A 23751-nucleotide genomic window follows, 5' to 3' on the forward strand; every position below is an offset into this window, starting at 1 on the left:
AACCTCTAAATGATGGACTTGACCGCTTTGATGACAGCGTCGGCATTCGGAACATAGGCATCTTCCAGGTTCGGCGCATACGGAACCGGCGTATGTGGGGCCGTCACCATCTTGATAGGCGCCTTGAGAGCGTGGAAGCATTTGTCGGCCAGCAGCGCCGAGATATCGGCAGCCATGCCGCAGCGTGGATTGGCTTCATCGATGATGACAACCCGGCCGATCTCTTCGGTGAACTCCAGCAGCGTGTCTTCGTCCAGCGGCGAAGTGGTACGCGGGTCGATCACGCAAGCGGACACACCTTCGGAGGCAAGCTTGCGGGCAGCTTCCTCGGCGACCTGGACCATCCGACCGAACGCAATCAGCAAGACATCGTTGCCATCACGCACTACGCGAGCCTCACCAAACGGTACGGTGTATGCGCCATCCGGCACTTCACCCACCATGTCGTACAGCATCTTGTTTTCCAGGAAGATCACCGGATCATCATCCCGGATCGCTTGCAGCAACAGCCCCTTGGCATCGTAAGGGTTCGAAGGAATCACCACCTTCAAACCCGGGAAATGGGTGAACACCGGATAGAAAGCCTGGGTGTGCTGCGCAGCCGAACGAGTACCGGCGCCGAAGGTTGCCCGAATCACCAACGGCGTACGGGCATGGCCGCCGAACATGTAGCGAAACTTCGCGATCTGGTTGACGATCTGGTCGAGACAGACCCCTGCGAAATCCACGAACATCAGTTCGGCAATCGGCCGCATACCCGTCAATGCGGCACCGGCGGCCGCACCGACAAAGGCGGTTTCACTGATCGGGGTGTCGCGTATGCGCTCCGGGCCAAAGGCCCCCAACAGACCGCGCGTCACCCCGAAAGGCCCGCCCCAGGCGTCCTTGACGCCGTTAGCACCGGCGCCGCCGGTCAGGTCCTCACCCATCATGATCACTTTCGGATCACGTGCCATTTCCAGGTGAAGGGCATCGTTAAGCGCCTGACGATAAGAAATTTTAGCCATTACGATGCTCCTTACAGATACTTCACGTAGACGTCAGAGGTGAGTGCCGAAAGCGGCGGGAACGGTGCAGCGCGAGCAGCCGAAACGGCTTCGTTCACCGCCTGCTCGACCTCCCCATCGACGGCTTTCAGTTCGTCCTGGAGCGAATACGACTCTACCGCTGCACGGAACTTGACCAGGCAATCCTGCTCAAGGCGCATCGTTTTCTTTTCATCAGGGGTACGGTAGCTATCCGGGTCCCCACTGTAGTGGCCGTAATAGCGTGGAACATGGATATGAAGCAGGGTAGGACCACCACCATTACGGGCGCGCTCAATCGCCTCCCCCGCTGCGGTGTAAACCTTGAACAGATCGGTGCCATCCACCTCAGCAGCTGGAATACCATAGCCTTCGGCACGGCCGGTGAACGTACCGGCCGAGACGAACTCATTCGCGGTCGCCTCACCGAACCCGTTGTCTTCAATGACGAAGACAATGGGGAGCATCCAGATCTTCGCCAGGTTGAGGCTCTCGGCCATTGCGCCTTCGTTCATTGCACCGTCGCCAGCGAACGCGATTGCCACTTGATTGGTGCCATTAAGCTTGGCTGTCAGCGCCGCACCGCAGGTGATGGGTGCCCCGCCGGCAACGATACCGTTGGCGCCGAGCATGCCTTTGCGTAAATCGGCGATATGCTGCGAGCCACCCTTGCCACCACAGGTGCCAGTGGCCTTACCGAAGATCTCCGCCATCATGCCGACGATATCGACGCCTTTCGCGATACAGTGCCCGTGGCCACGGTGCGTGGAGGAGATATAGTCCTCGTCGGAAAGGTGCAGGCAAACACCCACCGCGCTGGCTTCTTGACCGGCATACAGGTGAGTGTTGCCGGGAATATCACCGGTCCCCATTTCGATCATGATGCGCTCTTCGAAAACACGGATGGTCTGCATGGCCCGGTAGGCCTCGATCAACCGCTCACGGGGCAAATGTTGCGAGAACATTCCACTTCTCCTCATTCGAAACTTTGCTTTCGGATTTCTTGTAGTTAGCAAGTTGTGCTTCGGCCCGCGCTTGATGCTCAAGGGAAACGCTTCACCGCGTCGGGGTGGGACCTTGTCCTTGACTCATCCTCGCGCGTAGGACTGATAACGTCCAATTGCGATTCTGGATTGCTTCAGATAACGTCTGCTTATCGAAACAACGCATTCTGGCGACAACCTGGGCCCATTTGGCGAGATGTCGAATCGATAAACCCGTGACAAGAGAGACCGTGAATGATCGACTTGAGAAGCCTCCAGACCTTTTATGCAGTCGCTCAATCCGGGGGCTTCCACAAGGCTGCGGAAAAGCTCCACACCTCTCAACCCGCGGTATCGGCGCGTATCGCCCAACTGGAACTGCAACTCAAGTGTCGACTCCTGGAGCGAGACAAACGCGGTTGCTTCCTAACCCCTCAAGGCCGGGAACTGCTTACTTATGCAGAACGGATGTTTGCTCTTGAAAGCGAGATGATTGAGGCCGTGGCCGGGCGCGAAGGACTCAGGGGCACGGTGAGCCTGGGAGCCTCGGATACCATCGTGCATACCTGGCTGTCCGACCTGCTCAAGCACTTGAACCGGGAGTATCCGGAAATCACTCTGGAGGTCGTGGTGGACAGCACCGTCAACATGACCGCTGGCCTGGCCGACTTCAACCTCGATGTCGCACTCTTAATGGGACCAGTGAACATCGGCAACGCGGAAAACCTGCCGCTGTGCCAATATCCGATCTCCTGGATCAAATCACCTGACCTGGACCTCGGCGACGAAAACCCGAGCCTGGCGAAGCTGGCCGAATTTCCCATCATTACATTTGCACGTGCCACCCGCCCCTACTGGCAGTTCAAGGAAATGTTCGAGCGGGAAAACCTGCATCGCGTGAAAATCTTCGCCAACTCCTCGCTCTCGTCTATCGTGCGCATGACGCTCGACAGTATCGGCGTCGCAGCAATCCCCCAACACGTCGTTGTAGAAGAACTGGCAGCCGGTAAACTTGAAATCGTCAACACGCCACACGAAATGCCAATCATGTCATTTACCGCCAGCTTCATCGAGCGACCGGATATGCCGCTGAACCGTATCGTCGCCCAACTCGCGCAGAAGGTGGCGGCCAACTACTGGCGAGTCTGACCTAGCCCAGCATAAAAAAAAATGCCAGTCAGCTTGTCTGACTGGCATCCGGATTAGGTCCCGCGTCTTCGCTTTCCGTACTAAGCGTGGTGGGTACGACCCAGTCGCTCGAAGATCTCTGGACGCTTGAATTTATAGAACTGGGCAAGCGCCATTCCGGCCAACAGGATCGCGACCAGGCAATACAGCATCCAACGCCGCTCACCCGGCTCCCCGCCTACTAGCAAGTCGAAGTGATACGTGACGAGACCGACCAGCGCGACGAAAAACACCGTCGATATGGCTGGCGCTAGGCACGCTTTGAAGAAGCTCACACCTTCACGCTTGCCATGACGCACATACCAGACCAATGCAGACAGGTTGACGATGGTCATCAGGATGATGACGCCGGACGTACCCACCCCCGACAGCTGCCCATACAGGAACTCCGGGCGAACCCCCAAGACAATGAAGGGCAGCAGAATGAACAACACCATGATTGACACCGCCATCGATGCGGCAAACGGAGAGGAATGACGAGTATGGATGTTACTCAAAAAGCGCGGGATCGCACCGTCTGTACCGAGGTTGAACAGATAACGCGACAGCACGTTGTGGGTGGATAGACTTGCAGCGAACGCCGAGCTGAGCACCAGAACCGTGATGATTGTCTGGATGCGATTATCCACAAAAAGACCGAAAGCATTAGGGAACATGGTGGCCGGGCTATCGGTTGCTACCGCCTGCGCGACAGGACCGTAAGCCATGATCAATGCATAGGCACATAGGGTATAGAGCACGCCGATGAAGAGAATCGAACCGTAAGTCGCACGAGGGATTGTTCGATCCGGGTCCTTGCACTCGTCACGGAACAGCGCGGTTGCTTCAAAGCCCATGAAAAAGGACACCGCAAACAACATCCCGAACGGTATGTTTACACCATCCTTCGCCAACTCGCTCGGTGTGAAAGGAGCACTGGCCGCCAGCTCACCATTACCGCCGGCATTGAGTACGCCAAACGCAAACGCGAGACAGATGACAATTTCGGTCAGCATCACCCAAAAGAGAACCTTTGCCGACAATTCAACGTGCAAATAACCCAGGATCGCCACGACAGCCCAGCAACCCAAGGTAAACACATACCAGGGCAAGGCTGTTCCGGTCAGGCTTTTCTGCAGCTCGGCACAGGAAACGCCGAAGTAGGAGGTCACGCCAGCCAGCAACATGAAATAGGACACCGCCGCCGCGATACCCGAACCCAAACCGGCGGACTTACCCAAGCCGTAGCTGATGAAAGAGTAAAAATCCCCGGGGCGCTTGACTGCATTATTCAAGGTCACATAGCCGGTACCAAATAGCAGCATCATGATCCCGACAATGATAAACAACAGCGGCGAGCCTATACCACCGAACATCAAGGAAACAGGAATGTAGCCTGCCACCGTCGTCAACGGTGCCGAAAATGCCAAGACCGTCATGGCCAAACTTAACGCACCCATATTTCCTGACAGCTTGATCGGTGCATTTTTTGCACTTACTACGCTTTCAGCCTCTAGACTTACTGCCATTTCCTTTCTCCTTCGAAATTGTAGACGTGCAACTTTCGTAATAGACAGATTCAAGTATTACGCTTAGCTATACGCCACTTTTTTGTTATAGGGATACTCGGCTTAGTGCACACAACGCTGGATGTCCGTTCGTCCTTGATTTTGAACGTTAGATCCAGGTTCCGACATCGTGTGGAGCGTGCTCATCGCGCTAGGGCAATCGTTGCGCTCCGGACCGATAACGTCAAATTCTTATTGACGATTAAATCTGATCATAAAAAATGATCGAGATCGCGCTTTTAGGGAGAATGCGCGGCTACCGGTCGCTACCAATAGTCAGGTTGCTGATAAACAGCCTTCAGGTAATCAATGAAATGGCGGACTTTGGCAGGCAAATAACGCTGCTGCGGATAGACGGCCTGGATGTCATAGTCAGGCAGGGCAAATTCATCCAGCGCCGTCACGAGTTCCCCACTCTGTAGTTCACTGTGGATCTCCCATGTCGACCGCCAGCCGATGCCTACCCCCTGGCGCATCCACGCGAATAGTAGCTCCCCATCGTTACATGCCAGATTGCCGCCAACGCGCACGGCAACTGGCCGTCCATCGCGCTGGAAAGTCCACCCTCGCTGCTGGCCACCCTGGGCAGTGAACGCCAGACAGTTGTGCTCAGCCAACTGCTCAAGCCGCGTCGGTTTTCCATGCACCGCGAAGTAAGCGGGTGTCCCGCACACGACCCGGCGATTGGACCAGAGCTTGACGGCGACATAATTCGGATCTGTGACAGGACCGATTCGAATACTCATGTCGTAGCCCTCCCCCACCAGGTCCACCAAGCTGTCGGTGAGATTGAAGGATAGTTTTAAGTGGGGAAACAGCTGGTGAAAACCCAGAGCATGCGGCGCGACGTGCAGGCGTCCGAAGCCGGCGGGTGCGGAGATGAGTAAATGGCCGGTCACCTTTCTGGCACCGCTGCTGATATCCGCTTCCATGTCATCGAACTCTCGTATCAGCGACCTAGCCCTCTCAAGCAATTGCTCGCCCAGTTCAGTCAGGTGCAAGCCGCGCGTGGATCGATGCATCAACTTCACACCCAGGCGTTTTTCAAGAGCATCCAGCCGGCGTCCCAGCATGGCGGGCGTCACGCCCTCTTCGAGCGCGGCCGCCGCAAAGCTGCCCTTCTGGGCGATCTGGATGAAACTGCGAAGTTCTGAGTAGCGGGCCATTCGATACCTTTTATATCGACAGAAAGCAGTTCTGTGAGTGTTCTTCCCGCGCACAGGCTAATCCAGACTGTAGTCCTTCAACAAAAATATTGGATCAGCCGAGGACTACATCATGGCAAAAATGAGAGCAATCGAAGCCGCCGTTCTGGTGATGCGCCGTGAAGGCGTGGACACGGCCTTCGGCATCCCGGGCGCTGCGATCAACCCGCTGTACTCGGCCTTGCAGAAGGTGGGTGGCATCGATCACGTCCTCGCTCGCCACGTTGAAGGTGCCTCGCATATGGCCGAGGGCTACACCCGCACCAAGGCCGGCAACATCGGCGTGTGCATTGGCACCTCGGGGCCGGCCGGCACCGACATGGTCACCGGACTCTACAGTGCCTCGGCCGATTCGATCCCGATCCTGTGCATCACCGGCCAAGCGCCCCGCGCCCGTCTGCACAAGGAAGATTTCCAGGCTGTGGATATCACCAGCATCGTCAAACCGGTGACCAAATGGGCGACCACCGTCCTGGAGCCGGGCCAGGTGCCCTATGCGTTCCAGAAGGCGTTCTTTGAGATGCGCTCCGGCCGTCCAGGCCCGGTGCTGATCGACCTGCCCTTCGATGTGCAGATGGCCGAGATCGAATTCGACATCGAGGCCTACCAGCCATTGCCGCTGGCCAAGCCCGCCGCCAACCGCGTGCAGATCGAGAAAGCCCTGGCGCTGCTCAATCAGGCTGAACGCCCCTTGCTGGTGGCCGGCGGCGGGATCATCAACGCCGATGCGAGCGAACTTCTGGTGGAGTTCGCCGAACTCACCGGTATCCCGGTGATCCCCACATTGATGGGCTGGGGCACGATCCCGGACGATCATCCGCAGATGGTCGGCATGGTCGGCCTGCAAACCTCCCACCGCTACGGCAACGCCACGCTGCTCAAGTCGGACGTGGTGCTGGGTATCGGCAACCGTTGGGCCAACCGGCACACCGGTTCGGTGGAGGTCTACACCGAAGGCCGCACGTTCATTCACGTCGACATCGAACCGACCCAGATCGGCCGCGTGTTCACCCCCCACCTGGGCATCGTTTCCGACGCCGCCTCGGCCCTGACCGTGTTCATCGAAGTGGCCCGTGAATGGCAAGCCACCGGTAAGCTGAAGAATCGCAGCGCCTGGTTGCAGGACTGCCAGCAGCGCAAGGCCAGCTTGCAGCGCAAGACCCATTTCGACAACGTGCCGGTCAAGCCGCAACGCGTGTACGAAGAAATGAACCAGGTGTTCGGCAAGGACACCTGCTACGTCAGCACCATCGGCCTGTCGCAGATCGCCGGGGCGCAGTTCCTGCACGTCTACAAACCGCGCCACTGGATCAACTGCGGCCAGGCCGGCCCCTTGGGCTGGACCATCCCGGCGGCGCTGGGAGTGGTCAAGGCCGATCCGAGCCGCAAGGTCGTGGCGTTGTCGGGCGACTATGACTTCCAGTTCATGATCGAAGAACTGGCGGTGGGTGCACAGTTCAAGCTGCCGTACATCCATGTGGTGGTGAACAACTCTTACCTGGGGCTGATCCGCCAGGCCCAGCGCGGGTTCGACATGGATTACTGCGTGCAATTGTCCTTCGACAACCTCAACGCGCCGGAGCTCAACGGTTACGGCGTGGACCACATCGCCGTGGCCGAAGGCCTGGGGTGCAAGGCGCTGCGGGTGTTCGAACCGGCCGGCATCCAACCGGCGCTGCGCCAGGCCCAAGCGATGATCGAGGAGTTCAAGGTGCCGGTGATCGTCGAGATCATCCTGGAGCGGGTGACCAACATCTCCATGGGCACCGAGATCAATGCAGTGAATGAATTCGAAGAGCTAGCATTTGTCGCCAGTGACGCACCAACTTCGATTTTGTTGCTCGATTAATAGCCGTTATGGAGCGATCTTCTGGCTCCATATGAACCTCCCAAATTACGGAGACCACCATGCCGCGTTTCGCAGCCAACCTGTCCATGCTGTTCACCGAGCAGGATTTCCTCGCCCGTTTCGAAGCCGCCGCCAAGGCCGGTTTCAGGGGTGTCGAATACCTGTTCCCCTATGACTATAGCTCCGCCGAACTCAAGGCCTTGCTCGACGCCAACGGCCTGACCCAGGTGCTTTTCAACCTGCCGGCCGGCGACTGGGCCAAGGGCGAGCGGGGCATTGCCTGCCTGCCGGACCGGGTCGAGGAGTTCCGCGCCGGTGTCGACCTGGCCATCGCCTACGCCCAAGTGCTGGGCAACACGCAGGTCAACTGCCTGTCGGGGATTCGTCCGCAGAACTGCAGTGAAACCCTGGTGGAGAAAACCTTCGTCGCCAACCTGAAATACGCCGCCGAGAAGTTGCAGGCCAAAGGCATCAAGCTGGTGATGGAAGCCATCAATACCCGCGACATTCCTGGCTTCTACCTGAACAACACCGCCCAGGCCCTGTCGATCCGCGAGCAGGTAGGCAGCGCCAACCTGTTCCTGCAATACGACATCTACCACATGCAGATCATGGAAGGTGACCTGGCCCGGACCCTGTCGGCGCACCTGGGCGAAATCAACCATGTGCAATTGGCGGACAACCCGGGGCGCAACGAGCCAGGTACGGGCGAAATCAACTACCGCTTCGTGTTCGAACACCTGGACCGCATCGGCTATCAGGGTTGGGTCGGCTGTGAATACAAGCCGTTGACCACCACCGAAGCGGGCCTGAACTGGCTGAAGACCCATAACGCTATCTGAAATGCACTCCTGTGGGAGCGGGCCCGTGTAGGAGCAAGGCCTGCCCGCGATGCAGGCACCTCGGTTCATCCTGGTACCGAGGCGATGTTATCGCGGGCAAGCTTGCACCCACAGAAGCTCGCTCCCACCTAAAGCAGTTCTCCATATGCCTGAAGCAGCAACAAAACAAGAGGTTTTTCCCATGGCTAAAATCGGATTCATCGGCACCGGCATCATGGGCCACCCCATGGCACTGAACCTGCAAAAGGCCGGTCACGGCCTGTTCCTGTCCCAGCACCACGACGCGGCTCCGACCGACCTGCTGGCCGGCGGCGCGGTGGCGTTGGCCAACCCCAAGGAAGTGGCCCAGGAAGCCGAGTTCATCATCGTCATGGTCCCGGACACACCGCAGGTCGACGACGTACTGTTCCGCGCCGATGGCGTGGCGGCGGGCGTGGGCGGGGGCAAGGTGGTGATCGACATGAGTTCGATCTCCCCCACCGCCACCAAGGCGTTCGCGGCGAAGATCAATGAAAAAGGCGCGCAGTACCTCGATGCCCCGGTCTCCGGTGGTGAAGTCGGAGCCAAGGCTGCGACCCTGAGCATCATGGTCGGTGGCGACAGCGCCGCCTTCGAGCGCGCCCTGCCGCTGTTCCAGGCCATGGGCAAGAACATCACCCTGGTGGGCGGCAACGGCGATGGCCAGACCGCCAAAGTGGCGAACCAGATCATCGTCGCCCTGAACATCCAAGCGGTGGCCGAAGCGTTGTTGTTCGCCGCGAAAAACGGTGCCGACCCGGCCAAGGTCCGTGAAGCACTGATGGGCGGTTTCGCGTCGTCGAAGATCCTCGAAGTGCACGGCGAACGCATGATCAAGGGCACCTTCGACCCGGGCTTCCGCATCAGCCTGCACCAGAAGGACCTGAACCTGGCCCTGCAAGGCGCCAAGGAACTGAACATCAACCTGCCCAATACCGCCAACGCCCAACAAGTGTTCAGCACCTGCGCGGCCATTGGCGGCAGCAACTGGGATCACTCGGCGCTGATCAAGGGGTTGGAGCATATGGCCAATTTCTCGATTCGCGACAAATAAACCCTGCACCTTGTGGGAGCGAGCTTGCTCGCGATAACGGTAGCCCAGCCAACATCCTTGTTGAATGTAAAACCGCTATCGCGAGCAAGCTCGCTCCCACAGGGTCCGCGTCAACACCCATAATAAAAGCCGAGAGCCCGCCATGTCGGTCGATCCGCAACAACTGCTGCGCGAGCTGTTTGCCACAGCCATCGACGCGGCCCATCCGCACCACGTCCTTGAACACTACCTGCCCAGCGACCGCAGCGGCCGGGTGATCGTCATTGGTGCCGGCAAGGCTGCGGCGGCCATGGCGCAAGTGGTCGAACGCAGCTGGCAGGGTGAAGTGTCTGGCCTGGTGGTGACCCGCTACGGCCATGGCGCGCCCTGCCAGAAAATCGAAGTGGTGGAAGCCGCCCACCCGGTGCCTGACGCCGCAGGCCTGGCCGTGGCCCAGCGAGTCCTGGGGCTGGTGAGCAATCTCAGCGAAGACGACCGGGTGATCTTCCTCTTGTCCGGCGGCGGCTCCGCCCTGCTCGCCTTGCCCGCCGAAGGCATCACCCTGGCCGACAAGCAATCGATCAACAAAGCCTTGCTCAAGTCCGGCGCGACCATCGGCGAGATGAATTGCGTGCGCAAGCACCTCTCGGCGATCAAGGGCGGGCGCCTGGGCAAGGCCTGCTGGCCGGCGACGGTGTACACCTACGCGATTTCCGACGTACCGGGTGACCTGGCCACGGTCATCGCATCCGGCCCCACGGTGGCCGACCCCAGCACATCGGCCGAAGCCCTGGCGATTCTCCAGCGCTACCGCATCGATGTGCCAGCGTCGGTGCGCGACTGGCTGCACAATCCAGCCTCGGAAACCGTCAAGCCCGGCGACCCGAGCCTGGCCCGCAGCCACTTTCAATTGATCGCCCGTCCCCAACAATCCCTGGAAGCCGCAGCGGTCAAGGCTCGCCAAGCCGGTTTCAGCCCGTTGATTCTCGGCGACCTTGAAGGCGAATCCCGGGAGGTGGCGAAAGTCCACGCCGGCATCGCCCGGCAAATCGCCTTGCACGGCCAGCCACTGCCGGCACCGTGCGTGATTCTCTCCGGCGGAGAAACCACCGTTACCGTGCGCGGCGATGGCCGGGGCGGGCGCAATGCCGAATTCCTGCTGAGCCTGACCGACAGCCTCAAGGGCCACCCCGGCATTTATGCACTGGCTGGCGACACCGACGGCATCGACGGTTCCGAAGAAAATGCCGGCGCCTTCATGACCCCGGACAGCTATCGCCGCGCCGCCGAACGGGGCCTGTGCGCCAGCGACGAGTTGGATAACAACAATGGCTACGGCTACTTCGCCGCCCTGGATGCGCTGATCGTCACCGAACCGACCCGCACCAACGTCAACGACTTTCGCGCCATCCTGATCCTCGAGAACCCCAAACATGACGCCTAAAAAGGTCAAGATCCTCGCGACCTGCGGCACGGATGACATCCACGCGCTTATGGACGGGCCGGTATCGAGGCGTTCATAGAAGCATGACTGTATACATGCTAAGCCGAGGATTGAAACTCTTCCTCTCGCAACCTTCAAAGCCGCTCGCTATACAAATTAGAGCCTGTCAGTAATGCTGACTCATTACCACTCAATTCCATTGGACTTCAGTAATTTTCCGCACTAAGGAAGCAGCCCTCAAAAACATCTGTGCAGCGCCTATTATGCTGAGACATTTTGTACTGTACCAAGCTCAGTGTTCCACATAGGCAAAACGAAGTGATCCAAACAGGGTCATGCCCACCCTTCAAGTCGCAACGTCGCCCGAACCAAGCGTTGTTCTTCGCTTTCGATTTCCTTGAGGTTCTCGCAGATGCTCTGGATGTGGGCAATAGCTGCCCTGCGTGCCTGCTCCGGCAAGCGGCCGGTGACAGCGTTGTAGAGCCGCGCATGTTGACGGTCGATCTGTCGCTTTTGCGGTTCACGGTGATAAAGGTTATTGACCGAGGCAAACACCGAACTGAGCAGCAGATCCGTTAGCGAACGCAACGTTTGCACCAGCACCGGATTGTGCGAAGCCTCGCAAATCGCCAGGTGAAACGCATGATCGAGCCGGGCATGTTCGCTCGCCTCTAGAGCACGACTGTGGGCATCGAGCAACGCCTCGTAGCTACGGGTGACGAGGACGAAATCAGCCTCGGTCCCGCGCAAGGCCGCCAGGCGCGCGGACTCACCCTCCAGCAGGCTGCGGACCTCGAATAGATCATAGAGCGTGCGTGGCTGCGAGCTGAACAGGTGCATCAGGGGGGAGGCCAAGCCATGCCCCGACAGGTCCGCCACGAATGATCCCTTGCCTTGCTCGGTCTTGATAATCCCGCGCGCGCGCAGCACCTTCAGCCCCTCGCGAAGTGCAGTGCGGGAAACGCCAAGTTTTTCCGTCAGCCGCCGTTCCGAAGGCAACAGCTGCCCGGTCTTGAGCACACCATCGACGATAAGGCGCTCAATGCGCTCACACACCACGTCGGCAACGTGCGGGGGACGGCTCGTTTCTGCGTAATCCATCACATCTCCACTGGTATGACCAGATAAGTAATAGGAGTAAGAACCACCAAGGCACAGAAATAACTTGTTGTTTTAAAATCAATTTACCTAGCAGATAAAAAAATCAACATGAAAAAACTGGTTCGACCACTCCGCCAACCCATAGACAGTAGAACGCCTCAAGCCAATGATACAAGTCAGCTGTAGTTGAATAGACCTCTAATAAAAACAACTGAGCGTCGTCCACCGACTATGAACATTTTCTATGATGAACGCGTTGACGGTGTCCTGCCCGACGTCGACAAAAACGCCCTGCTGCAGGCCCTGCAAAGCCAGTGGCCCGATCTGGAAATCCTGCACCAGCGCGAAGCACTCAAACCGTACGAATGCGACGGGCTCTCCGCTTACCGCACCACGCCGATGCTGGTGGTGCTGCCGCGCCACATCGACCAGGTCCAGGGTGTGCTCCGACTCTGCCATGAACGGCAGGTGCCGGTCGTCGCCCGTGGTGCGGGCACGGGTTTGTCCGGCGGTGCATTGCCGCTGGAAAAAGGCGTGCTGCTGGTGATGGCGCGCTTCAACCACATCCTCCACATCGACCCCGCCGCCCGCACGGCCCGGGTCCAACCGGGCGTTCGTAACCTGGCGATTTCCCAGGCCGCCGCGCCGTTTGGCCTGTACTACGCGCCGGACCCCTCCTCCCAGATCGCCTGTTCGATCGGCGGTAACGTGGCGGAAAACGCCGGTGGCGTGCATTGCCTCAAGTACGGGCTGACCGTGCACAACCTGCTCAAAGTCGACATCCTCACCGTCGACGGCGAGCACCTGACGCTGGGGTCCCAGGCCCTCGACTCACCCGGTTTCGATCTGTTGGCCTTGTTCACCGGTTCCGAAGGCATGCTCGGGGTGATCACCGAAGTCACGGTCAAACTGCTGCCCAAGCCGCAAACCGCCAAAGTGCTGCTGGCGGCCTTCGATTCCGTCGAAAAGGCGGGGCGCGCGGTGGGAGACATCATTGCCGCGGGCATCATTCCGGGCGGCCTGGAGATGATGGACAACCTGGCCATTCGCGCCGCCGAAGACTTCATCCACGCCGGCTACCCGGTCGACGCCGAAGCGATTCTGTTGTGCGAACTCGATGGTGTAGAAGCCGACGTCCATGATGACTGCGACCGCGTACGCCAAGTGCTGGAACAGGCCGGCGCCACCGAAGTGCGCCAGGCTCGCGATGAGGCCGAGCGCGTGCGTTTCTGGGCCGGGCGCAAGAATGCCTTTCCAGCGGTGGGCCGTCTTTCACCGGATTATTACTGCATGGACGGGACGATCCCGCGCCGGGAACTGCCCGGAGTGCTGCAGGCGATCGCGGCGTTATCCGCCGAGTACGACCTGCGCGTGGCCAACGTTTTCCACGCCGGCGACGGCAACATGCATCCACTGATTCTGTTCGATGCCAATCAACCGGGTGAACTCGACCGCGCCGAAGCCCTGGGCGGCAAGATCCTCGAATTGTGCGTGAAGGTCGGCGGCAGCATTACCGGTGAACACGGTGTGGGCCGCGAGAAGATCAACCAGATGTGCGCGCAGTTCAATAGTGATGAGCTGACCGTGTTCCATGCCATCAAGGCTGCGTTCGATCCGAGCGGGTTGCTCAACCCGGGCAAGAACATTCCGACACTGCATCGCTGCGCCGAGTTTGGCGCCATGCACGTGCACATGGGTCAGATGCCCTTTCTTGAATTGGAGCGTTTCTGATGCGCAGCGAACACGATATGGATGACAGCGCGGCGCTGCTGGAGCAGGTCAACCAGGCGCTGCAAAACGCCACTCCGCTGCGCATCCAGGGTTCCAACAGCAAAGCGTTCCTGGGGCGCAGCGTGGCGGGTGAAGTCCTCGACACCCGCTCCCACCGGGGCATCGTCAGCTACGACCCGACCGAACTGGTGATCACCGCGCGCTGCGGTACGCCATTGGCACACGTGTCTGAAGTGCTGGACGCGGCGCAGCAGATGCTGCCTTGCGAACCGCCCTCCTTCGGCGAAGACGCCACGGTGGGCGGCATGATTGCCTGTGGACTCTCGGGACCGCGACGCCCCTGGTCAGGATCGGTCCGCGACTTCGTCCTCGGGACACGGGTCATCACCGGCCAGGGCAAGCATTTGCGCTTTGGCGGCGAGGTCCTGAAGAACGTCGCCGGCTACGATCTGTCGCGCTTGATGGCCGGCAGTTACGGCTCGCTGGGCGTGGTGACCGAAGTGTCCCTCAAGGTCCTGCCGAAACCTCGGCAAGCGTTAAGTATCAGCCTGGAGATGGACAGCGATCGCGCCTTGCTACGCTTGGCGGAATGGGGGCAACAACCGCTGCCGATCAGCGCCGCCTGTCACGACGGCCAGCGCCTGCACCTGCGGCTCGAGGGCGGTGAAGGCTCAGTGGCGGCGGCCCATGACCGTTTGGGCGGGGAGTTACTGGACGCTTCGTACTGGCAAGACCTGAACGAACATCGATTGGATTTCTTCGATGAGAGTCAACCGCTCTGGCGCCTTTCCCTGCCGCAGAACGCGCCCCCCCTGTCGCTGCCGGGCGTTCAATTGATCGATTGGGCCGGCGCCCAGCGCTGGCTCAAATCCGACGCCGAAGTGCCCCTCATTCGCGCGGTCGTCGAAGCGGTCGGCGGACATGCGACCTGCTACAGCCACGGCCTGATCGACAGTCCATTCCAACCGCTGCCCGACGCGCTGATGCGCTATCACCAGAACTTGAAACAACAACTCGATCCACGGGGCCTCTTCAACCCCGGTCGCCTGTACGCGGAGCTTTAAACCATGCAGACCACCTTGAGCGAAGAGGCCCGCCGACTGCCCCGTGCCGCAGAAGCCGAACGCATTCTGCGCAGTTGCGTGCACTGCGGTTTCTGCAACGCCACCTGCCCGACCTATCAACTGCTGGGCGATGAACTGGATGGCCCGAGGGGGCGCATCTACCTGATCAAGCAGGTGCTCGAAGGCAATGAAGTGACCCGCAAGACCCAGGAACACCTGGATCGTTGCCTGTCGTGCCGCAATTGTGAAACCACCTGCCCCTCCGGCGTCGACTATCACAACTTGCTGGACATCGGCCGGGCGGTGGTCGATGCGGCCGTCCCGCGCCCAGTCGGCCAACGCCTCTTGCGCGAGGGATTGCGCGGCGTCCTGCCCAATCCGGGGCTGTTCAAAGGGTTGCTGAGCAGTGGCCAGGTTTTCCGCGCCTTGCTGCCCAACACGCTGCAAGTCAAATTACCGCGCAACGTGTATCCGGCAAAACCACGCCCGACCACCCGCCATACCCGGCAAGTGCTCATGCTCGAAGGCTGCGTGCAACCAAGCCTGTCGCCCAATACCAACGCGGCCGCCGCCCGCGTACTGGATCGACTCGGGATCAGTGTCACCCCGATTCGCGAGGCCGGTTGCTGCGGTGCGCTGGACTATCACCTGGACGCCCAGGCCGCCGGCCTCGCTCGTGCCCGCCGCAACATCGACGCATGGTGGCCGAGCATTGAAAGCGGTGCCGAGGCCATTGTGCAAACCGCCAGCGGCTGCGGAGCCTTCATCAAAGACTATGGGCACCTGCTCAGCACCGACCCGGCGTATGCCGACAAGGCAAAAAGGGTCAGTGCCCTGGCCAAGGACCTGGTTGAAGTCCTGCGCGACGAGCCGCTGGATAAACTCGGCGTGCACAGCGACCAGCGCCTGGCGTTCCACTGCCCTTGCACTTTGCAGCATGCGCAAAAACTCGGCGGTGCCGTTGAAGCCATTCTGACAAGCCTGGGATTCAACCTCACCGCTGTTCCCGACAGCCACCTGTGCTGCGGCTCGGCGGGCACTTATTCGCTGACCCAACCCGAACTGTCTCGGCAACTGCGCGACAACAAGCTCAATGCCCTGGAAAGCGAGCACCCCGAAGTCATTGTCACCGCCAATATCGGCTGCCAGACCCACCTCGACGGCGCAGGCCGAACCCCTGTCAGGCATTGGATTGAACTGGTCGAAGCCGCGTTGCCTTGACCGAGCACTGGAGAATCCCCATGAAAAGCAAAGCCGTACTGAGCCAGACCGAAGTCAGCCAAATTCTCACAGCCGCACGCACCGAAGCACAAAACAATCAATGGGCCGTAACCATCGTGATTGTCGATGACGGCGGCCATCCCCTGGCCCTCGAACGCCTCGACGGTTGCGCCCCGATTGGCGCCTACATCGCCACTGAAAAAGCCCGCACCTCGGCACTGGGTCGGCGTGAGTCCAAAGAGTATGAAGAGATGGTCAATAGCGGACGCCACGCGTTTTTATCAGCCCCCTTGCTGACATCCCTTGAAGGGGGTGTGCCGATCATCGTCGACGGCCAGGTGATCGGTGCGGTCGGCGTATCCGGGGTCAAAGCCGAACAGGATGCACAAGTGGCCAAAGCCGGCGCGCAAAGCCTGAAATGAACTGAACGTGGAGCTATCAGAGCTCGACAAACACCGAGTAATAGAAAGACGAGGTCGCACCTGTCCTGCAACGCGTCGTTAATTTGGATGTGTCGCCGGGAGTTAGCGTGCTTCATAAACGCTGTGAACTAGTGTCGCCACGCGGGGTACGCGAACTGGCGCCGCGAAACCAGGCGCGGCTGGATGACTGTGATCGCCTGCAACCCTAGCTGCACTTTTTCCAAGCGATATGCAGCACCTAGTGACCTCGATAGCTATTAATCCATCCCATGCCGTCAAGGGTTCCGACAATGTGGCGTCGGCGCCTACGCATGCATAGACTTTCAGTCCACTTAAAAGCCCAAACCAGCGATGTCATCGATTATCTTTATGGAAATTCATCATTTCCAATGATCCATTGAGGAATTTAGTATCAGGTTACACAGCAGTTCCATGACCTACTAATAATAAAAGAGTCAAAAAATGAGCACCACGTCGAGTTCGCAGCATCATGCAGCGATTCCATCCCCCTCTGTTACAAGCCGGCTGGCACTGATTCTTTTGCCTGGAATGATATGTGATTCGGCAGCATGGGGGCCACAAGTCAAAGCTCTCTCAAAACTCGTCAACATCATAATCGCCGATTACAAAGGCGAAACTAATTTGGCCCGCATGGCTGAGGCCGTGCTGAAAATCGCACCAGCGACAGCACTGGTAGCGGGTCATTCAATGGGCGGTCGAGTTGCACTTGAACTTTATCGGATGGCGCCAGAGCGTGTTCTTGGTTTGTGCCTACTGGGAACAGAGTGCCATGCACGTCCTGAGGGTGAGGACGGCGAACGTGAAGATCAAACGCGCGCAGGGCTGTTAAACGTAGCTCGTAGCCAAGGTATGGATGCAGTAGCGAGAGCCTGGATACCAAACCTTCTCTCCTCCCATCACCTTGGGGACACGTCCTTAACTGATGCATTGACGTCAATGTTCCTGCGCCACTCCCCAGAGGTACTAAGCAATCATATCGAAGCGGGCCGCCATCGACCCGATTCAAGTGAAATGCTAGGGGATATTCAATGCCCCGTGCTGGTGATCGCAGGAGAGAATGACTCAATTCGTCCTGTGCCACCGCTTCTGGAAATGGCCAATAATATTAAAAACTCTAATTTTCATGTGATTAAAAATTGTGGCCACATGATGACAATGGAGGCTCCTGACACGGTAAACAGTCTCATGATGGAGTGGGTGTTGAGCGTAACGTCCACGCGAACTGATTAGACTGATGCATCACATATTAAAACAAAAAGGTGAACATGATGAGCAATAACACAGTGCCATTAATCCCCGCATCCATTCTGGAACGGCGCGCAAAAAACCGTGTAGGCCAGCTCCATCACCACGCTTTCATGGCGAAAAATATGGGAGAAACCAGACACTTCTACGAGGATATTTTGCAGTTGCCTCTTATCGGCACCTGGGTAGAACGAGTCAATCCCGTTACTGGCGCGGCAGATAACTATATCCATACATTCTTCGAACTTTCGGACGGCAGTTGCCTAGCGTTTTTTCAGTTCAAATCGCCAACCTCAAGCTTTGATCAGTCTGTTAATCGGTTTGAAAATATCAATCCTTTTTCGCATCATATAGCCCTGACTGTAGAGGGAAAAGAAACCATCATGTATTTCAAAGAGCGCCTTGCTCAAGAGGGCATTCAGGCGTTTGAAACGGATCATGGTTACTGTTACTCAATCTACTTCCATGACCCTAACGGAATGCAGGTGGAGCTCACGACTCTTGTACCAGCCACTCGGGAACTAATGGATGGGGCGATTGACACCGCGCGTGAAACTTTAGAAAGATGGCTGAAGGAAGATGATGTCTCGGGCAATAACAAAAAACGTGGCGCCGGCTGGGTACCTGCCAACCAGCAATAACCGCAACACAGCAAGATTATCAATTTATAATCCGGATTTTTAGAAGATTCGAGTGGAGCTAAACAATGAACACTCATGCTGATGTAATTATTGTCGGAGCTGGTCCAGTCGGCCTACTTACAGCTGTCGCTTTGGCACAAGAAAAAATTTCTGTTTTGGTGCTTGAAGCCGATGCTGTAATTTCGAATGCTCCACGGGCAGCAGTGTACTTTCCATCTACTTTGGCCGTCCTAGATGAGCTAGGAATGCTTGAAGATGTGGCAGCCCAATCAGTAAAGGGCATCAGTTTCGCCACTCGCGTACCGGAATTCAACTTCATTTCCGAAATTCGACACGAGGTTATGCGGGGCATCACTTATGACTACCAGTTACACTGTGGGCAAGATGAAATAGCAAAGATTGCTATGAGGCACGCTGAAGCTCTGGGTGTTGAAGTACGATTCAATAACAAAGTAACTGATTTACAACAAAGCCCTTCAGGCGTGACCCTCACTGTGGAAACACCTGAAGGCAGCAGTGACCTACGTGGCAGTTGGGTTATCGGTGCCGATGGCGCCCGCAGTACAGTGCGCCGGCTGCTAGGGCAGACTTTCGATGGACACACGTGGGAAAATCGATTCGTTGCAACCAACGTGTATTGCGATTTTACAAAACACGGTTACTGCCCCGCGAATATAATTGCAGATCCCTTGGATGCAGGCGTGGTAATGGCCATTGATAAGAAGGGCCTATGGCGGGTTACATACCAAGAGGATGCATCATTTCCTGCTGAGACCCATCGTGATCGCATTCCTGGCCGCTACGCCAATATCCTGCCGCCAGGAGAACCTTACGAAATCGTCTCATCGAACCCTTATACAATTCACCAACGAGCGGCCTCATCGTTTCGAGTGGGACGTACATTCCTTGCTGGCGACTCGGCTCATGCAACCAACCCACTAGGCGGACTAGGTCTGACTGGAGGAATTTGGGATGGAATGATCCTGGCAGACCTAATTGCAGCAGTCATGCGTAACGAGGCAAAAGATGAGGTATTCGACAGGTGGGCAGCAGAAAGACGTAGGGTTTTCTGGGAAGTCGCGTCCGCTGGTGCTTCCGAGAACAAAAGGATGGTGGAAGAAAAAGATCTGGCTAAGCGAAAAATCGATATGGAGAACATGCGCGCCACTGCTGAAAACCCTGAACTCAGCAGGCTGATGATGCTCTATCCATTCCGCTTGATCGGTGATGTCATCAGACCCGATTCGCGATGGGCTGATGCGGATCCGACGGGGAGAATCGGCCTCGACTTCTCTGAACGACGTTCTCAGTTCCTCTAATAAAGAAGCCAGATAGGACTGAACCGACTGAATGTTGATTCTCATTGGATCAGCATTCACTCCTTCCAGCGACTGGTGAAACTCAGCATTACGAAAAAATAGCCATCTACGTGTTCCCAAAAACAAAGGAAATCTAAATGAGCCATCTTTTGTTAGATCGCAGGATTCGCACTGACGGTTTCGAACGACTGGAAATAGACGTAAACGGAACTAAAACAGTGGTATACACTGCGGGCAGCGGCGCTCCTCTGGTCTACTTCCATGGAGCCTCAACATTTCATGGTTTTGAGTTCGCGCGCAACTGGACCAATAGCTTTCGTGTTTACCTCCCCTATCATCCAGGTTTCGGCGAGTCTCCTTACAGCAAAGAGATCACCTCGACCACTGACTACATCAATCATTACAATAACTTATTTGAAATGCTTGATCTTAGCACTTTAAATCTTGCTGGATGCTCCTTGGGCGGGAGATTAGCAGCAGAGTTTGCATTAACCCATCCTGAGAGACTCAGCAGCCTTACGTTAATCTGCCCAGCAGGTCTACACTGCCGCGAATACCCGATGACTGAGCTAAGCAATATTGCACCAGAAAACATCCCTAATTATCTTGTAAAAGATCTTAATATACTGACACCTTATCTGCCGAGCGAGTACGACGAAGATTTTGTATCAAAACGAAACTGGGAAAACTTCACGCTCGAAAGTATTTTGGACGGCGGCTCTTTTGAAAGCCCTTTGATTAACTCAAAACTATCAACACTACGTACTCGCACCTTGATTGTCTGGGGTGATAACGATAATTTGATTCCAATGCAGCAGGCTTACAGATGGCAAGGTAAAATAACCAACTCTCAACTAAAAATCATTAAAAATGTCGGCCATTTGGTACTGGATGAATCCATTGAAGCCCGAGATGTCATTCGAGATTTTCTGAAAAGCTGAAGCCCCCCTGCACTGCACCACCATTCATATCATCAGAACACCAACCACAATCAACTGTTTGCTCAATATAGAGCAGGAACCATCATGAAATCTATAAAAATAAAATCATTCATATTCCTCGCCCTGCTGACGCCACTGACTGGGCATGCATCTGAAAATGGGACTATAGTTTTTCCACTCGGTGTTCACACGGTGCTCAATGGCTTCACCGTAGAGCCTGGTCAAAATCGATTCTACAACTACACTATGTTTTACACCGCAAATCGGTTGAACGATAGCGACGGCAAGAAGATTCCTGTTGATGCTAAACTTGCAATTTTGGTAGACGCGATTCGAATTGACCATGGTTGGCAAGCTAAACTTGGTGACTTTACGTTATCTTCCGGCATTGTCGGAACTTTTGTAGATGCATCAGTTAAAATTAATGGCGACAAAAGCAAAACCGACGGATTCGGCAACTTGACTTTTAAACCCATAATTTTGGGTTCAGCTAACGAGAGCGGCACATTCTTTCAAGGCATTTATCCACTTGACTTCGAGATCCCGACTGGCTCCTATGACAAGAACCGTGGGGTTAACGCTGCCGTTCACTATTATTCTTGGGAACCTTCATATGGTTACACATGGTTCCCAAATAGCAAGATAGAAGTCAGCGGGACCTTATCTGCGTCTATCAGCTCAACAAATCGAGACACTGATTACCGATCGGGCAACAATATTCACTACGAGCAAATAGTTGGATATTCTTTGACACCCGATATTCAAATTGGCTTACAAGGCTATTATTTCAAACAAATAACCGATGACGAACTTGATGGTAGAAAATTTCAGGATGGCAACAGAGGTCAAGCAGCGGCATTTGGTCCTCAGATCCGCTATACAATTAAGCCAGGAACTGTGGTAGCCGCCAAGTATCAACATGAAGTAGCCGTCCAGAACCGCAGCGAAGGAGACAAATTCTGGGTCCAATTCTCCTTCCCATTCTGAGGATAAACCTTTTGGCGCAGCCGACACCGGATGCGCCTACAGTTAATCTTCCGCTCCGTTTGTCAGCTGTCTTTTCAATATTTTGGCGAAGTTGGCCCCCACCAAAGTTGACTGACTGCCCCTTAACCAAAGCAGCCCTGGTGTCCGAATAGGCGTTGGATGTTCTAACGCTACAAAGCTCAGTCCCCTAGTATCAAGAATACCTGTTTTGCCGACGATTCCAGCCAGTTGAGACTGACGTATCAACTCGACTATAGGGGTAATCGAGTTCATTTCAACTATAACTTGTGGTTCGGCACCTGCAGCCTGAAAGCACTCATCCAACATCAATCGAGTCGAGTAGACCGAGGACAATAAGACCATGCTGACACCGTGGAGCTCCACCATCCGAACTCGTTTCCGGCCTGCTAAAGGGTGTCGCTCAGACACCACTAACAACAGCTCTTCGTTGTAAAGAGGTTCGAACCATAGATCGTTTCGATCAAGAGGCCTGTAGGCAATACCCAGATCTAGGTGACCCGCCTCCAATTGCTGGACGATTAGAGCTTGGGAAAGCTCCTGCACGAAAATCTTTGTATCGGGAAAGCGCTCGTGAAAGAGCCCTACACATTGAGGTACCAATTGGCTGTTGAACGTATGAGTCGCACCAATCCGAAGCTCCCCGGAAACTGAACCTGGAGAAGCCTGTAGCCCCTTGATCGCCTTATCGATCTGGCGAAGAGCTGGTTGCAGCTCCATCAGCAAGGCGTCACCCGCTTCAGTGATAACCACCTTCTTGCCAATGCGCTCGAACAGACGTATCCCCAGCTCATCCTCCAATTGCTTGATCTGGTGAGAGAGCGTCGATTGTGTGACGTGGGATTTTTCCGCCGCTCTGGTGAAGCTCAGCGTCTCAGCGAGCGTTGAAAAATAGCGTAGATGCCTTAGTTCCATCGCACTGCTCCAGTGATGCCATCGATGATTTTTATATAAATTAATCACTTTTATCGACGCTTGTCACGTTTTACGCTGGAGACACTTCCAGCTGGGGGCTCATCCAATTTTTTGCGATTACTCCTGATTATCTAAAACTACAAAAACTGAAGGTGATCCAATGAAGATCGGAAAAGAAACACAGCCACGCACTTCAATCTGTACTTCCAACGCCGACGCTATCGTGGTCCGCGGACTGGATCTGTGCCAAGACGTGATCGGGAAGCTTTCCTTCACGGAGTATTTTTTCCTTTTGCTGACAGGGAAAAGGCCTGATGGCCCTACCTTGTCGGTGCTTGACGCTACTCTTGTTGCCATTACAGAGCACGGCCTGGTTCCCAGCGTTCAAGCTGCGCGCATGACTTACGCAGCATCTCCTGAGGCACTGCAGGGAGCAGTGGCAGCAGGCTTACTGGGTTGCGGTTCCGTAATTCTCGGAGCATCGGCTCAAGCGGGTGAGATGTATATCGAAATTGAGGCTGAGCAAAAAAATGAGGGGCTAACACTCAAGCAAGCAGCCGCATCCGTTTTACGCAAGTACAAGGATCTAAATAAACCAATTCCTGGGTATGGCCACCCCTTGCACAAGGCCAGGGATCCACGAGTAGCTGCGCTTTTCGACGTGTCACGTGCATCCGGAGCGGGCCAGTCCTATATCGAGATCGCAGAGGCCGTTGAACAGGTCATTCCTGAGGTCATAGGTAAGCATCTGAGCCTGAACGTTTCTGCAGCCATTCCATCAGTTCTACTTGGCGTCGGATTTCCGGTTGGAGCCCTCAGGGGCATTCCGATTCTCGCACGCAGTGCAGGTCTTATCGCTCATCTTCACGAAGAACGCGAAAATCCCATTGGTTTCGCCTTGTCGTATCAAGCGACCCGGGAACTTATATATGAAGGCGAAACACCGCCAAGTTTCAAATCTGAGTAACAACGGCGAATTCCAATTCAAATT

General features: G+C 56.3%; 21 protein-coding genes. 15 read left to right on the forward strand and 6 right to left on the reverse strand.

The window, feature by feature from the left end; all coding sequences use genetic code 11:
* Positions 1-5: 5 nt before the first annotated feature.
* Both AD666_RS24350 and AD666_RS24355 read right to left on the reverse strand, forming a co-directional pair.
* Entirely contained in the window at positions 6-1007 is a 1002-nt protein-coding gene (locus AD666_RS24350; protein WP_053158038.1) for an alpha-ketoacid dehydrogenase subunit beta, read from the reverse strand.
* A gap of 11 nt (positions 1008-1018) precedes the next feature.
* Positions 1019-1990, reverse strand: coding sequence for a thiamine pyrophosphate-dependent dehydrogenase E1 component subunit alpha (locus AD666_RS24355; RefSeq protein WP_053158045.1), 972 nt, complete (start codon positions 1988-1990; stop codon positions 1019-1021).
* A gap of 273 nt (positions 1991-2263) precedes the next feature.
* Between AD666_RS24355 and AD666_RS24360 the strand changes: the two genes are divergently transcribed.
* Complete coding sequence (locus AD666_RS24360; RefSeq protein WP_038859204.1) at positions 2264-3157, forward strand: LysR family transcriptional regulator; 894 nt, start codon at positions 2264-2266, stop codon at positions 3155-3157.
* An 80-nt stretch (positions 3158-3237) separates the two neighbouring features.
* Here AD666_RS24360 and AD666_RS24365 read toward each other — a convergent pair whose 3' ends face one another.
* Together AD666_RS24365 and AD666_RS24370 are read right to left on the reverse strand one after the other, a co-directional pair.
* Complete coding sequence (locus AD666_RS24365) at positions 3238-4704, reverse strand: APC family permease (RefSeq protein WP_082339944.1); 1467 nt, start codon at positions 4702-4704, stop codon at positions 3238-3240.
* Between the two features lie 305 nt (positions 4705-5009).
* Positions 5010-5909, reverse strand: a complete 900-nt coding sequence (locus AD666_RS24370; protein ID WP_053158060.1) for a LysR family transcriptional regulator — start codon at positions 5907-5909, stop codon at positions 5010-5012.
* Between the two features lie 112 nt (positions 5910-6021).
* Here AD666_RS24370 and gcl point away from each other — a divergent pair, with 112 nt between their 5' ends.
* From gcl to AD666_RS24390, 4 genes are all read left to right on the forward strand, one after another.
* Positions 6022-7797, forward strand: coding sequence for a glyoxylate carboligase (gene gcl, locus AD666_RS24375; protein WP_053158063.1), 1776 nt, complete (start codon positions 6022-6024; stop codon positions 7795-7797).
* A 59-nt stretch (positions 7798-7856) separates the two neighbouring features.
* Positions 7857-8639, forward strand: a complete 783-nt coding sequence (gene hyi / locus AD666_RS24380; protein ID WP_053158067.1) for a hydroxypyruvate isomerase — start codon at positions 7857-7859, stop codon at positions 8637-8639.
* 181 nt (positions 8640-8820) lie between these two features.
* Positions 8821-9711: a 2-hydroxy-3-oxopropionate reductase gene (locus AD666_RS24385; protein WP_053158070.1), complete on the forward strand. Its 891-nt coding sequence runs from the start codon at positions 8821-8823 to the stop codon at positions 9709-9711.
* A gap of 142 nt (positions 9712-9853) precedes the next feature.
* Positions 9854-11134: a glycerate kinase gene (locus AD666_RS24390; RefSeq protein ID WP_053158072.1), complete on the forward strand. Its 1281-nt coding sequence runs from the start codon at positions 9854-9856 to the stop codon at positions 11132-11134.
* Positions 11135-11467: 333 nt separating this feature from the next.
* On the opposite strand, the gene glcC is transcribed toward AD666_RS24390, so the two are convergent.
* Positions 11468-12235 carry a transcriptional regulator GlcC gene (glcC, locus tag AD666_RS24395; protein WP_053158075.1) on the reverse strand — a complete coding sequence of 256 codons (768 nt, stop codon included), beginning with the start codon at positions 12233-12235 and terminating at the stop codon, positions 11468-11470.
* A 231-nt stretch (positions 12236-12466) separates the two neighbouring features.
* Here glcC and glcD point away from each other — a divergent pair, with 231 nt between their 5' ends.
* The 9 genes from glcD (at position 12467) to AD666_RS24430 (ending at position 21827) form a co-directional block, all read left to right on the forward strand.
* Complete coding sequence (glcD, locus tag AD666_RS24400) at positions 12467-13966, forward strand: glycolate oxidase subunit GlcD (protein ID WP_053158078.1); 1500 nt, start codon at positions 12467-12469, stop codon at positions 13964-13966.
* Entirely contained in the window at positions 13966-15030 is a 1065-nt protein-coding gene (glcE, locus tag AD666_RS24405) for a glycolate oxidase subunit GlcE (RefSeq protein WP_053158081.1), read from the forward strand. The genes glcD and glcE overlap by 1 nt, the downstream gene beginning before the upstream one ends.
* 3 nt (positions 15031-15033) lie before the next feature.
* Positions 15034-16251, forward strand: coding sequence for a glycolate oxidase subunit GlcF (gene glcF / locus AD666_RS24410; RefSeq protein WP_053158084.1), 1218 nt, complete (start codon positions 15034-15036; stop codon positions 16249-16251).
* Positions 16252-16271: 20 nt separating this feature from the next.
* Positions 16272-16673, forward strand: a complete 402-nt coding sequence (locus AD666_RS24415) for a heme-binding protein (RefSeq protein ID WP_053158087.1) — start codon at positions 16272-16274, stop codon at positions 16671-16673.
* Between the two features lie 462 nt (positions 16674-17135).
* Positions 17136-17924, forward strand: coding sequence for an alpha/beta fold hydrolase (locus AD666_RS26340; RefSeq protein ID WP_082339946.1), 789 nt, complete (start codon positions 17136-17138; stop codon positions 17922-17924).
* 38 nt (positions 17925-17962) lie between these two features.
* Positions 17963-18580 carry a VOC family protein gene (locus AD666_RS24420; RefSeq protein ID WP_256222817.1) on the forward strand — a complete coding sequence of 206 codons (618 nt, stop codon included), beginning with the start codon at positions 17963-17965 and terminating at the stop codon, positions 18578-18580.
* A 65-nt stretch (positions 18581-18645) separates the two neighbouring features.
* Positions 18646-19899, forward strand: coding sequence for an NAD(P)/FAD-dependent oxidoreductase (locus tag AD666_RS26345; RefSeq protein WP_082339948.1), 1254 nt, complete (start codon positions 18646-18648; stop codon positions 19897-19899).
* A 137-nt stretch (positions 19900-20036) separates the two neighbouring features.
* Positions 20037-20840: an alpha/beta fold hydrolase gene (locus AD666_RS26350; RefSeq protein WP_082339950.1), complete on the forward strand. Its 804-nt coding sequence runs from the start codon at positions 20037-20039 to the stop codon at positions 20838-20840.
* An 84-nt stretch (positions 20841-20924) separates the two neighbouring features.
* Positions 20925-21827 (forward strand): transporter, encoded by a 903-nt coding sequence (locus AD666_RS24430; RefSeq protein ID WP_053158097.1) that lies wholly within the window; start codon positions 20925-20927, stop codon positions 21825-21827.
* A gap of 42 nt (positions 21828-21869) precedes the next feature.
* On the opposite strand, the gene AD666_RS24435 is transcribed toward AD666_RS24430, so the two are convergent.
* Positions 21870-22760 (reverse strand): LysR substrate-binding domain-containing protein, encoded by an 891-nt coding sequence (locus AD666_RS24435; protein ID WP_053158100.1) that lies wholly within the window; start codon positions 22758-22760, stop codon positions 21870-21872.
* A gap of 160 nt (positions 22761-22920) precedes the next feature.
* On the opposite strand from AD666_RS24435, the gene AD666_RS24440 reads away from it, so the two are divergent.
* The gene (locus tag AD666_RS24440; RefSeq protein WP_053158103.1) at positions 22921-23727 is read left to right on the forward strand and encodes a citryl-CoA lyase; all 807 of its coding nucleotides are present in this window, start codon (positions 22921-22923) and stop codon (positions 23725-23727) included.
* Positions 23728-23751: the final 24 nt, after the last annotated feature.

Origin of the sequence: Pseudomonas sp. Pf153, from assembly GCF_001269775.1 — a bacterium.
Lineage (GTDB): Bacteria > Pseudomonadota > Gammaproteobacteria > Pseudomonadales > Pseudomonadaceae > Aquipseudomonas > Aquipseudomonas uvaldensis.